Raw genomic sequence first — 12029 nt, 5'->3', positions numbered from 1 at the left:
TTCTGCGAAGCCGAGGCGCTCTTTGCTGGCAACCGAAGATCCCATGACCGAGGCGCGCAGCAGAGAAGAACACAGGGCATCCTTCACCCGACTCCTCGGCCACCAGCTCGTCTCCGCAAGGCACGACACCTCGCGCGAAGCCCCTGAAGCACTCACGGACGCGATCGTCGACCTGCACCTGCGTATTGCCGGGTGAGCGACCGCATCCGTGAGAGCACGAAGTCGTCTACGGCGGCGAACCGCGGCGTCCCGCCGAATCACGCCTGTCATGACCGGAGCCAGACAACCAGGGCTCGAGCGGCCACGGTGCCGAGGTAGGTGCCCGAGCAAGGGACTCGGATCGTCATCCTGGCGACTCACTTGAGCGAGCGGGTGGTCTGCCGGCCGCAGAGGACCCTGGGTTCACTGTCCGCTGCGGATTTCGTCGAGCTTCTCCGCGAAGGCCTTCGTCTCGGCGATCAGGCGGGCGCGCGCGGCTTCCTGGCTCTTGTCGCCCTGGCCCTTGAACTTCTGGCTGAAGTGCGGCTTGAGTTGGGTCCACCAGCCGTAGTCCAGCGCCGCCCAGGACTGCGGGCACAGCGGGGCGCGGGTTCGCGGAAGGTAGCCCGCACCGACCAGGGGCCCGTCGAACTTCTTCGGGTCGCTGCCGTCCAGGTTGCAGAGGAAGTTGAAGACGCGCTGCTGAGTGACGGGGTGGTCGCTGGCAAACCCCTCCAAGGTCAGCTTGCCCTCCTTGCGGGCGACCTCGTCGAAGACCATCGCGGCCGCCAGGGACGGATCCGGTCCGATCTCGTTGACGGTGTTAAACGACGCGAACCCGTCGGCGGCGTCCTCTTCGAGGCCGAGGTTCGGCAGGGCAAGCTGGCGCTGCAGCGCGTGCCCCATCTCGTGGCCGAAGATGAACTGGGTCGTCAGCGCGGTCAGGTCGGCCTCGTTGAACTTGTCCTCGGGGAACAGGGCGGGGCGCTTCACGGTCTTGACGACATCGCCGACGAACCCTTCGACCTGGGCCAAGAACGCCGGGGGCACGAAGATCGTCCTGCCGTCGGGCTGGGTGACCGCGTCGGTGACCCCCGGGGGAACCTTGTCGGTGACCTTCACGACCAGGTCGTGCGGGAGGGCTACCGATGTGTTGACCCAGTCGGCGGCCTGCTCGAGCACTCGGGACTTCCGAACCACCTCCACGGCCTTCCGGTTCTCCGGCTTGATCGCCTCGTCTTCGTAGACGACCGTGGCCTTGCCTCCCGCATCGTCCTTGCCCTCGTCGCCACAGGCAGCGAGGGCGAACGCGGCGACCACGAGCGCCGCCACTGCAGCGGTGCGCCCCGCGGCCACTTGCCTACCGCTGATCGGCACCCTGGCCGGCTCCCTTCCCCAGTCGATGTGTTCGATTGATCGGTTCGCGCGTGGGCTCCGGTGTCACGGCCCGATGGCGGAGGCAGCACTCGACGCTGACACGCGGATTATGACCGAAAGGTCATACGTACGCAATGACCGCTTTAGTGGATATTTCACCCGAGATTGCCGCGCCGTCGATGGCCTGGTAGCCGGCCTGGCCAAGATCGGAGGCCTACCGGAGAGCGGGGTGGCCGCGCCCGAGGGGGCTGCCGGAAGTGACGTGTCGATGCGCGTGGCCGCGCCAGCCGAGCTGCGAGTCCATCCCGCATCATTCGGTGCCCCGGCGACCGGCAGTGAGGTGGGCGTAGGAGTCCGCGTGCGTGTCGGCCCGCTGGACGGCCTGGCAACCGGTGCCGTTGCACCCCGTGCAGTTGCGTTGGCCACCCAAGCCCACCGCACGGGATAACACCTCTGCCGGCTGGACATCTATGGAGCCATGACCGAACGCGAAGGTGAACAACGCCCGCCCGTCACCGCTGGCGGAGTCCCAGAGGCCCAGGACGGCGCCTCCGGAGAAGTGAGTGGCCCCGCAGAGGAGGGAGCACAGGAGGAGGCGACCATATCCGAAGGCAGCACCGCACCAGACGCCGGTCAGCACCGCGTCACGATGGTGGATGTCGGACGATTCGCGGTCTCAGCCATCACCGTTGTCGCAGCCCTGGTCGGACTGGTCCTCGGCATTCGCGCCGAACTGCATGCCGGCAGAGAGGAGCAGCGCGCCGAAAAGGCGGAGGGGCTCGCCAAGGACACAAGAGAGAAGGTCTACGCCAATCTCGTGGACTTCTACCGGGAGGGCTCGGTGGTGCACGTCGTGAACGGTAACTCCCGGGCGATAGCCATGCGGCTCACACTTCGGGAGAGCAAGGTGCATTGGGATTTGGATCTCGTGAAGCCCTGCAAGGCGATCCTGATCCCGAACGGGTCGCTACTGGAGTCCATGGCCGCCAAAGAGCCGTCCGTGAAGCTCACGGAGGACGATCTGGCGCAACTTCGGCTGGAGTTCATGGATCCGAACCACAACGCGTGGGGGCTCATCAGTGGCGGAGGGCCGGCCAAGACGGAGAGCTGGAAACCGTCAGGAAGGCCGAACGTCGTGAGCGTCGAAGAATGGAACGTGCGTCCCGAAGATTCACCCCAGTGCGATAACTCATGACAGAAGGACGAGGCGCTCCAGCTCCGCTCCCAACTGTCGGCTACGGCCCCTGAAAGGGGATGTTGCGTCCGGCCGTTGGATTCATTCGGCCAGGCACCGCACCCGCTCGCGCAGATCGAGCCTGGGCCCTTGGGCCAGCCCGTCATCCTGGTGTCCCCCATCACGGTTCACACCCATCCACACTTCGGCCCCGCCGGCGAGAACCGGGCGGAGGAGCAACTGCTCAAGGCAAGCGGCATGGCCTGGACGATCCTGCGGCCGACGCAGTTCGCCTCGGACGCGTTGATGTGGCCACCATCCGTGGTCACGAGACCGTCCGCGCGCCGTTCGCGTCAGTGGCACGGGTGGCGCTGACCGAGCCCGGCCATCACCGACGTACATACGCCTTGGCCGGTCCAGAGCCGGCCACCGCCCGGCAACAGGTCGAGGCCATCGCGGCAGCACTGGGCCGGCCGGTAGGTGTCCTTCGCCGAAATCAGCCGTCGGCCGGCCCACGCACTGATGGCCGCGGGCTTCGGGGCCGTTGCCGCGGACGCGGGGCTCGACGTCACGGGCGGAGATGTGAACGACGAGCTGCTGATGGTGCGCGACACGGTTTCAGAAGTCACCGGAACGCCGGCCCGCCCGGAGCGGTGGCGCGTGGCATGCGTCCACCTGAGGACTCCTGCAGGGTGACGCACGCGGTCCCGAAGGTGATCGGCGCAGTTCCGGGGGTAGGCGACCGCACCTGAAGCAGTGTCAGTGTGGTCCTCTACGGTGCCCGGTATGAACCACTGGATTCACGGTCCGCTCGCCTGGATACACGGTCGACTCCCGCACGACGAGGAGACCAATGTCGTCTTCTTTCGGGGGATGTCTCTGGACACACTCACACGGGGACTCCTCGGCCTGCACCGTCGGCCGCTCGCCTACGGCAAGGGCGCCGACTGGGGCCTGATGATGCACGACATGCTCAGCTGGGATCACGGCGACTACGGCGACACCGACTACGGCAGGGTGTGCCCACCCGGCGGCGAACTCGCCGTGTTCATCACCGAACCGTGCAGCGCGAAGGCCCACCGCCCCTGGTTCCAGTACTACCGTGCCGGACGCCTGCACACCGGCTTCAGCTTCGAGACGCTGGACTCCGGGGTGGGCGAGGAACCCGACCTGCTGTTGCCCGCCCTCGAGGCTGCCTACCTGGTCGGCCCGCTCGCACAACACGGCGCAGAGGACTTCGAGGAACGGATCGTGCAGGCCATCACAGGTTGCCTCTCCCTTCCTGAGCTCGATCAGCCATGACCTGAGCGCCGTCAAGGCCCCGGCCAGGAATCTCGCCTCGCGCTCAACCGCCCGCACTGCAGATTTCGTGATCTACGCGCAGCACCCCTCAGACGGCGGCCCGGCGTCTGCCCCGTCGGCGGCGCGGGTACGGGAAGAGCCGCGGCGAGCGCTTGGCGGCCACGTCCTCGACCCAGCCGAAGATCAGCACCAGCAGGCCGAGCAGCACGATCCCCACCAGCAGCGTGAACCATGAGCTGGTCAGCAGCCACTGCATGTTCTTGTAGAAGAAGTGGATGGACCAGAGGGGGTCGATCAGCGGGACGGCGACCACCAGCGCGGCCTCGTGCCAGAGGTAGACGCTGACAGCGCGTGCGTTGAGCAGGCTGACGAGGCCGTTCCAGCGTGCCAGCGGCCGGGGCCACTGCTCCCAGGACGGGCTGACGTGGAGCAGGATGGCGACGAAGCCGAGGGACCACAGGGCCTGGGCGATCGGCCAGGACTCGATGTCGGTCGGTTCGGTCGGGTCGACCGGCCGGGTCTGCAGGTACCAGAGGCCGGCCACCATGATCAGCGGTGCGATGGACGGCAGTACGTACTGCGGGATCTTCTTGAGCAGCCCCTCCTGGTGGGCCATGCCCAGGATCCAACAGGAGCCGAACATGGTGAAGTCGTTGGCGGTCTCCCAGACCCGGCTGTAGATGAACTCCTGGTCGGCGAAGAACGTGTTCATGACGATCGACAGCGCGAGGGGAGCGAACAGCGTCACCACCGGAAATCGTCGCAGTGCCCAGAGCATCAGCGGTGAGAGCAGGACATACCACAGGTAGGCCCGGAGGTACCAGAGCGGGACGATGATCTGCACGGCCCAGCTGTGTTCCACGTGGTGGTGGAACCCGGGCAGGTCCTCCGCGTACGGCGGAGTGCTCAGCGGCAGGATCCAGAACGCCAGCTTGGCCCACCACCAGGTGGGGTGGCCTTCGGAGTAGGGACCCCAGGTGTCGAGGATCTGGAGGGCGATCATGATGGCGCCGAACAGCCACATCGGCGGCAGCAGCCGGCGCAGTCGGCCACGGATCACGCCGAGGGCGGGACGGCTGAGCGAGCGGGTCATCAGCGAGCCGGCCAGCGCGAACATCACGCCCATCGACGGGAAGACGAGGGGCAGCCAGAACCAGCCGAAGTTGTGGTAGAGCACCACGCGAACCAGCGCCAGCGCGCGCAGCAGGTCGAGATAGCGGTCTCGGCCGCCCTTGCGCCCGGATGGTGCCTCCGGCTCCGGCTCCAGCTCCCGCCCCCGCTCCGGCTCCGTTCGCAGGACGGCGGGGATGATCAACTGGAGGGTGTCCTGGGTGCGCCCGCGCTCGATGGATGCAGTCACGGTCAGGCCTCCACGGGTACAGCGACCTCGCCGGTGCGCCGGAGCTTCTGCCAGCGCAGTCGGCCACCGGTCATCGCCGTGATAGCGGACTGCAACAGGACGATGTACATCAGCTGCCGGTAGACCAGTTGCTGGATCGGCAGGCTGATCAGATGCCAGGGCTTCTCGGAGTCGAGCCGGAAGGCGTACCAGGACAGTGCGGCCTGGAGCAGAATGAAACCACCCCAGCTGGTGAGGGTGATCGGGGCGTCCCCGAACAGCACGCCGTACAGCAGGAACATGTCGACCAGCGGAGCCAACAGCGGGGCGACCACGCCGAACAGCACGACGAGCGGCAGCCCGAGCCGGCCGAAGCGCCCCGCCGGGCCGCGGGAGGTCACCGCGCCGCGGTGCTTCCACATCGCCTGCATGCTGCCGTAGCTCCAGCGGTACCGCTGGGACCAGAGCTGCTGGAGGCTGGCGGGAGCCTCGGTCCAGGCGCGGGCGCGCTCGGCGTAGACGATCCGCCAGCCCTCGCAGAGCATCGCGATGGTGATGTCGGTGTCCTCGGCGAGGGTGTCGTCGCTCATCCCGCCGACCCGCAGCAGGGCCTCCTTGCGGAAGGCACCGACCGCGCCGGGGATGGTCGGGATGACGCCCAGCATGTCGTACATCCGGCGGTCCAGGTTGTGGCCGAGGACGTACTCGATGTGCTGCCAGGCGCCGATCAGGCTGTCGCGGTTGCCGACCTTGGCGTTGCCCGCGACCGCGCCGATCGCCGGGTCGCCGAAGGGCTGGACCAGCTCGCGCACCGTGGACGACTCGAAGACGGTGTCTCCGTCCATCATCACGATGATGTCGTGCGAGGCTGCCGCGATGCCGCTGTTGAGGGCGCTGGACTTGCCGCCGTTGACCTTGCGAATCAGCCGGACGAACGGCAGGTCCATCTCCTCGACGATGTCCGCGGTGCCGTCCGTGGAGCCGTCGTCGATGACGATCACCTCGATCGGATAGTCGCTGGCGGCCAGGGAGTTGAGGGTGTTGGCGATGCACTCGCGCTCGTTGTAGGCCGGGACCAGTACGGTGACCGGCTCGGTGACGGGCGGCCCCCAGGCATCCAGCCGCTTGGAGCGGCGGGCGTGGATCGGCGCGAGAACGAGCATCAGCGCGAACCGGCCGAAGTTGAGGAAGCCGACGAGGGCCAGCAGCCAGACCAGCACCGGCAGGGTGAGCACGGCGACGCGGGTGGCCCAGATGAATCCCTTGCCCGCCCACAGCTGGAAACCGTGCACCGGCACGGTGGCGCTGGAGGCGCCGAGTGCCTCGGAGATGGTGGTGAAGCGGTAGCCCTGGGCCTGCAGCCTGTCGATGATCTGCCCGAGCGCGGTGATGCTCTGGGTGCGGTCGCCACCCGCGTCGTGCAGCAGGATCAGCTCGCCCGCACCCGGCTTGGACGGCATCGCCGCCTTGACGATCGCCTCGACGCCGGGACGCTTCCAGTCGTCGGTGTCGCGGTCGATGAACGCGGTGAGGTAGCCGCGCGCGCCCACGTACTTGATCACCGGGTAGTTCCAGTCGTCCAGCGCCGAGGCGTCGGAGGAGTACGGCGGGCGGAACAACGCGCTGTGGACGCCCGCGACGCCGGCCAGCGCCAGCTGCGTCTGCGCCATCTCCCAGCTGATCCGGGCGTGGGACTGGTACACCAGATCGGGGTGGGTGAAGGTGTGCACGCCGAGTTCATGGCCGCCCGCGACGATCTGCCGGATCAGCTCCGGGTTGCGCGTGGTCATCGCGCCGGTCACGAAGAAGTCGGCGCGGATGTTGCGGGCCGCGAGCACGTCCAGAACCTTCGGGGTCCACTCCGGAGAGGGACCGTCGTCGAAGCTCAGGACCACGGTGCGGTCGGGGATGTGATAGCTCACGGGGTGCGCGTTCTTGGTTCCCCGCGCGTCGATGACCGGACCGCCCTTGAGCAGGTTGTCCGGCACGGTCGTCTTGTCGACCGAGATCGCGATCCGGGAGTCGTGGAACGCCTCGTTGGTGGCGAGGCCGCGCAGGACGAGGAGCGCAAGCAGGCAGGCCAGCAGGGACAGCGGCATGAAGAAGCGCAGCGGCGGCGCAGCCAGTCGGCGCGGCCTCAGCAGGGACTGCCGGCGGCGCTGGTGGCGAGACCGGGACAATGACGCTCCTGGAGATGGGTGGTGCGGACGATCAGGGGTGCTTGGCCGGTTGGCCCGAAGGCTTCGCCCCGTGCGGCGCGGTGGTCGTGGGCTTCGATGTGGTGGCCGAGCGCTTCGATGCGGCGGCCGAGGTCTTCGTCTGGGGTGTCGCAGACCGCGTGGCCGTCCGAGGCGATGACGACGGGGACGAGGTGCGCGACGGGGTGGGCGCCAGCGACGGCACGGGTGAGGGCGACGGGGCGGGCGACCGCGAGGGCTGCGCCGGTATGCCCATCGCCGGGGCGTCCGCCTGCACGCCGATCAGGCTGCTGCCCATGGCGACCGCCAGGACCGCGCCGACCACGGAGACCGGCCAGCAGAAGCCCCGCAGGAGGCGGCCGCGCAGACCCGACTGGTCAACGAACACCGGTGCGGGAGCGAGCTCCTCAAAGCTTGACTCAGACATGTCAGGCTGTGCCTGGTGCGCCGATCCGCGGTCGATGGAAATGATGACAGGGCGCACCTTGCGGGGCCTTTCAGTGCAGGGTACGTAGACCGCGGGAGAGCAGGGCGAACGCTAGTGCACCGGCCTGAATCGAATTTGGCTCGATGTATACATTTGGCGCGATCTGCTCAGGTGTTGTAATCGGATTGGAATGCTAATTGGACGTACCGGCCGGTAGACGAGACGCACGGTCGTCGGGTGATGATCGATACGCGTTCAATTGGCCCCGATCCCGACCACCCACGGGGTGACAAGGCCTGCACATTCGTTTCGCTAGGATGCCCCCCTCGTGTGATCAGTCATTTGATCCTCACGCAAAGGGCGTGTCCGGATACCGCCCTCTACGCCCCAAGGAGCCCGTGTGAGCCAGCCCCGCCGCACCTCTCGACGCCGCGCGTGGACCGTGCTCACGCTGCCTGCCCTCCTGTGCGTACTCGCCGCGTGTTCCGGCGGCCCCGCATCCGGCAGGGGTGACGACGGCGCCGCCCCCAGCGCCTCGCCGACCCCGTCCGGACCGCCCGGAACCCTGTTCGACGACTTCCACTACAGCGGCCCCGACGACCCCTCGTTCACCGCCCACGGCTGGCAGGTCCGTACCGACGGGGGCGGCCCGGGGATCAAGGACACCTGGGCCACCGCCGGTGCCGGCTTCCCCTCCGACACGACCGCCCAGGGGGGCAGGGTCCTGCAGCTGCGGTCCTCCACCGACGGCACCAAGCAGGGCACCAAGCAGGTCGAGGTGCAGAGCACCGGCACCGGTCTCTTCACGGGGACCTTCGCCGCTCGGGTCCACCTCAGCGACAAGCCCACGAGCGGTCGCAACGGCGACCACGTCGTCGAGACCTTCTTTCCGATCTCCCCCTCGGACGCCTCGGCGAACTACAGCGAACTCGACTACGAGTACCTGCCGAACGGCGGCTGGGGTTCGGTGGGTCCGCAACTCGACACCGTCAGCTGGTACAAGGCCGATCCCCCGGACCGGGTCAGCCACACCCTCAAGCAGCGCCTCGAGGGCTGGCACATCATGATGATCACCGCCGTGAACGGAAAGGTCACCTACTCCCTGGACGGCAAGGATCTGTTCACCAGCTCCGGAAAGTACGTCCCGCGCGAGAAGACGGACGTCCATTTCAGCAACTGGTTCGTCGACCTTCCCTTCTCCGGCGGTCAGCGCACATGGGACATGAAAGTCAACTGGTTCTACTACAAGGCCGGTGAGGCCGTTTCCCAGGCGGATGTCCAGAAAAGGGTGGACGGCTTTTACAGCGTCGGCACCAACTACGTGAACACCGTGCCGAATTGAGGGCGGCGGACAACTGGAAGAGGTGTCACACCTCCGGAAAGACCGGGTCGATCCCGAGTACGGGGGCGATGGCCCGCCAGATCGTCGACCGTGCCGTGGCGAGGTCGACCCGGGGGTCGTCCAGCATCAGGCGGATGCCGAGGCCGTCGCAGAGGGCCAGGACCAGCGTGCTGACCGCGGCGACGTCGCACTCGGTGAACTCGCCCGAGTCGATGCCCCGTTCCACGGCTCCGCCGACCCAGGCGTGGAGCTGGTCGTACAGGTCCACGGCGAGGTGACGGGCCGTCTGGTCACGCTGTGCGCGCACCCACAGCTCCTGCCAGAGCTTCCAGTCCTGGCGTAGATCCGCGTCGCTCGGCAGCATGCTGCGCAGGATGCGGGCCAGGACGACCGTGGCCGGGACCGTGTCGCCTCCGTCCTCGGTGTCCGTGCCGGTCTGGGCGAAGGAATGCGTCATGGCCTCGGCGAAGAGCTTCTCGCGGGTGTCGAAGTGGTAGTGCAGCAGCGCCTTCGACACCCCGGCGTGTTCGGCGACCTTGCGCATGCTGACGTTCTCGAAGCCGATGTCGGCGATGACTTCGCACGCGGCCTTGAGGATGCGCTCGCGCGTCTCCATTGCACGCTCGGCCTTGGTCACGTTGGCTACTCCCCGTGTCGGCGCCCGCAGGGCGGGTGGGTGGTCGGGTCCGGCTGCCGGCCGCCAGACCCTCATCCTCGCGCATCACGCCCCCTGGCCGCGGCCGTCGGGGCGCACCGGTCAGCGGTAGATGTGGAAGCCCCGCCCCGTCTTGCGGCCGAGCAGGCCCGCGTCCACCATCCTGGCCAGCAGCGGCGGCGGGGCGTACAGCGGCTCCCGGTACTCCGCGTACATCGACCGTGCGATGGCCTGTACGGTGTCCAGCCCGATGAGGTCGGCCAGCGCGAGCGGCCCGAGCGGGTGGGCGCAGCCGAGGGTCATACCCCGGTCGATGTCCTCGGCGGAGGCGGCTCGGGACTCCGCCATCCGCACCGCCGCCAGCAGGTACGGGACGAGGAGCGCGTTCACGATGAACCCCGCCCGGTCCTGGGCGCGGACCACGTGCCTGCCGAGGACCTCGGAGGCGAAGGCGTGGGCGCGCCGGGCGGTCCCCTCGTCGGTGAGCAGCGAGGGCACGAGCTCGACCAGGGGGAGCACCGGGACCGGATTGAAGAAGTGGAGGCCGACCACCTGGCCGGGTCGCGAGGTGGCGGCCGCCAGCCGGATGACGGGTATGGAGGAGGTGTTCGTGGCCAACACGGCGTCCCGGCGCTCCACCACCCCGTCGAGCAGGGCGAACACCTCCAGCTTCGCCCGCTCGTCCTCCGCCACGGCCTCGACCACGAGGTCCCGGTCCGCCATCAGCGCCATGTCCGTGGTCATGGTGATCCGGCCGGCCGCGGCGTCCCGTTCGGCCGTGGTGAGTTTCCCGGTGTCCGCGGCGCGCGCCAGGGAGCGCGTGATCCGCTTCAGGCCGGCGTCCGCGGCCGTCCCGTTCGTCTCCACCACCACGACGTCGCGGCCTGCGCGGGCGCAGATCTCGGCGATGCCGGATCCCATCAGGCCGCAGCCCACGATCCCGACCCGTTCCACATCGGTCATCGGTTCTCCCTTCTCACATGCAGGATGGGTGCCGTACGCGGCGGCGGCGGTCCGGGCCCCGCAGCGGGGCCCGGACCGCCGTACGGTCACACGGAGGACGGCATGTGCAGCACGCCCGTGCCGCGCTTGACGAGTTCACCCGCGATGATCAGGCGCTGGATCTCGGAGGTGCCCTCCCAGATCCGGTCGACGCGCAGTTCGCGGTAGAGCCGCTCCACGGGGTACGAGCGGTCGTAGCCGCGGCCGCCGAAGATCTGCAGGCAGCGGTCGATGACACGGCCGGAGGCCTCGCTCGCCGCCAGCTTGGCGATGGCCGCCTTCGCGTGCAGCCTCTTGCGGTCGATCCGGCCCTCGTCGACCTCCCAGGCGACCTGGTGGGTGTAGGCCCGGTTGACGGCGATGTCGACCGCGCAGTCGGCGAGCATGCCCTGGATCAGCTGGAAGTCGGCGATGGGCGAGCCGAACTGGCGGCGCTCCACCGCCCAGTCCCGTGCGAGCTCCAGGGCCCGTTCGGCCGCGCCGACGGTCCGGGCGGCGATCATCAGCCGTTCCTCGGTGAACCAGGAGCGCGTGATGTCGTAGCCGTTGCCCACCTCCCCCAGCACGGCGTCCTCGGGCACGCGCACGTCGGTGAAGGTGAACTCGGGGTGCTCGTAGACGAAGGTGTGCATCCAGCGCGGCACCCGGGTCATCTCGATGCCCGGGGTCTCCTTGTCCACGAGGAACAGGGTCGGGGCCCTCTCCTCCCCGGCGGCGGCGAGCACGATCATGAAGTCCGCGTGGTCGCCGACGGTGACGAACCACTTCTCGCCGTTCAGAACCCAGCCGCCTTCGGTCCGCGTCGCCGTGGTCCGCAGGCTCTGCGGGTCCGAGCCCGCCTCGGGCTCGCTCACCGCGTAGCAGTCGCGCCGCTGCCCCCGGATGACGGGGACGAGGTAGCGCTCCCGCTGCTCGGGCGTGCAGAAGGACAGGGCGTTGGCCGGGCGCCACACCATGTCCCACAGTGCGCCGGTCAGCCGTCCGAGCTCGGCCTGGACGGTGACCTGTTCCAGGATGGTGAGCCCGGCGCCGCCCCATTCCGCCGGCATGTTGACGGCCTGCAGGCCGCTGTCGAGGACGGCGTCGCGGATCTCGGTGTGGGCGTGCGGGGGCAGGCCGTTGTTCTCCTCGCAGTCGACCTCGTACTTCATGATGAACTCGGTGAGCGCGCGCGCCGAGCCCTTGAGCTCTTCCTGACGGGCGGTGAGGCGGAAGTCCATGTCACTCCTCTTCG

11 protein-coding genes and 1 pseudogene are annotated in these 12029 nt (G+C 68.4%); 6 read left to right on the top strand and 6 right to left on the bottom strand.

What is annotated here, in order from left to right:
- Window positions 1-43 precede the first annotated feature (43 nt).
- The gene (locus tag OG299_RS37675) at window positions 44-196 is read left to right on the top strand and encodes a hypothetical protein (RefSeq protein ID WP_327364042.1); all 153 of its coding nucleotides are present in this window, start codon (window positions 44-46) and stop codon (window positions 194-196) included.
- A 206-nt stretch (window positions 197-402) separates the two neighbouring features.
- On the opposite strand, the gene OG299_RS37670 is transcribed toward OG299_RS37675, so the two are convergent.
- Window positions 403-1356 (bottom strand): DUF4344 domain-containing metallopeptidase, encoded by a 954-nt coding sequence (locus OG299_RS37670; RefSeq protein ID WP_327364041.1) that lies wholly within the window; start codon window positions 1354-1356, stop codon window positions 403-405.
- Window positions 1357-1834: 478 nt separating this feature from the next.
- Here OG299_RS37670 and OG299_RS37665 point away from each other — a divergent pair, with 478 nt between their 5' ends.
- The 3 genes and pseudogenes from OG299_RS37665 to OG299_RS37655 all read left to right on the top strand — a co-directional run bounded on the left by OG299_RS37665 (window position 1835) and on the right by OG299_RS37655 (window position 3832).
- Window positions 1835-2551 carry a hypothetical protein gene (locus tag OG299_RS37665; RefSeq protein ID WP_327364040.1) on the top strand — a complete coding sequence of 239 codons (717 nt, stop codon included), beginning with the start codon at window positions 1835-1837 and terminating at the stop codon, window positions 2549-2551.
- Window positions 2552-2692: 141 nt separating this feature from the next.
- Window positions 2693-3226: pseudogene (locus OG299_RS37660) on the top strand (capsule biosynthesis protein CapD); the annotation flags it as partial.
- 177 nt (window positions 3227-3403) lie between these two features.
- Window positions 3404-3832 (top strand): hypothetical protein, encoded by a 429-nt coding sequence (locus OG299_RS37655; RefSeq protein ID WP_327364039.1) that lies wholly within the window; start codon window positions 3404-3406, stop codon window positions 3830-3832.
- Between the two features lie 88 nt (window positions 3833-3920).
- On the opposite strand, the gene OG299_RS37650 is transcribed toward OG299_RS37655, so the two are convergent.
- Together OG299_RS37650 and OG299_RS37645 are read right to left on the bottom strand one after the other, a co-directional pair.
- Window positions 3921-5192, bottom strand: a complete 1272-nt coding sequence (locus OG299_RS37650; RefSeq protein WP_327364038.1) for an acyltransferase family protein — start codon at window positions 5190-5192, stop codon at window positions 3921-3923.
- 2 nt (window positions 5193-5194) lie between these two features.
- Window positions 5195-7282, bottom strand: coding sequence for a bifunctional polysaccharide deacetylase/glycosyltransferase family 2 protein (locus tag OG299_RS37645; protein WP_442817605.1), 2088 nt, complete (start codon window positions 7280-7282; stop codon window positions 5195-5197).
- 68 nt (window positions 7283-7350) lie between these two features.
- On the opposite strand from OG299_RS37645, the gene OG299_RS37640 reads away from it, so the two are divergent.
- Both OG299_RS37640 and OG299_RS37635 read left to right on the top strand, forming a co-directional pair.
- Window positions 7351-7884: a hypothetical protein gene (locus OG299_RS37640; protein WP_327364037.1), complete on the top strand. Its 534-nt coding sequence runs from the start codon at window positions 7351-7353 to the stop codon at window positions 7882-7884.
- Window positions 7885-8196: 312 nt separating this feature from the next.
- A complete protein-coding gene (locus OG299_RS37635) occupies window positions 8197-9138 on the top strand; it encodes a glycoside hydrolase family 16 protein (RefSeq protein ID WP_327364036.1) in 942 nt (313 codons plus the stop codon).
- A gap of 25 nt (window positions 9139-9163) precedes the next feature.
- On the opposite strand, the gene OG299_RS37630 is transcribed toward OG299_RS37635, so the two are convergent.
- The 3 genes from OG299_RS37630 to OG299_RS37620 all read right to left on the bottom strand — a co-directional run bounded on the left by OG299_RS37630 (window position 9164) and on the right by OG299_RS37620 (window position 12015).
- Window positions 9164-9775 (bottom strand): TetR/AcrR family transcriptional regulator, encoded by a 612-nt coding sequence (locus OG299_RS37630; RefSeq protein WP_327364035.1) that lies wholly within the window; start codon window positions 9773-9775, stop codon window positions 9164-9166.
- Window positions 9776-9895: 120 nt separating this feature from the next.
- Window positions 9896-10756: a 3-hydroxybutyryl-CoA dehydrogenase gene (locus OG299_RS37625; RefSeq protein WP_327364034.1), complete on the bottom strand. Its 861-nt coding sequence runs from the start codon at window positions 10754-10756 to the stop codon at window positions 9896-9898.
- 86 nt (window positions 10757-10842) lie between these two features.
- Window positions 10843-12015, bottom strand: a complete 1173-nt coding sequence (locus OG299_RS37620) for an acyl-CoA dehydrogenase family protein (RefSeq protein WP_327364033.1) — start codon at window positions 12013-12015, stop codon at window positions 10843-10845.
- Window positions 12016-12029: the final 14 nt, after the last annotated feature.

It is taken from the genome of Streptomyces sp. NBC_01296, from assembly GCF_035984415.1.
Taxonomy (GTDB): Bacteria; Actinomycetota; Actinomycetes; order Streptomycetales; family Streptomycetaceae; genus Streptomyces.
The sequence above is the reverse complement of the archived record's forward strand: the minus strand, read 5'-3'. Positions and strand labels throughout refer to the sequence as shown.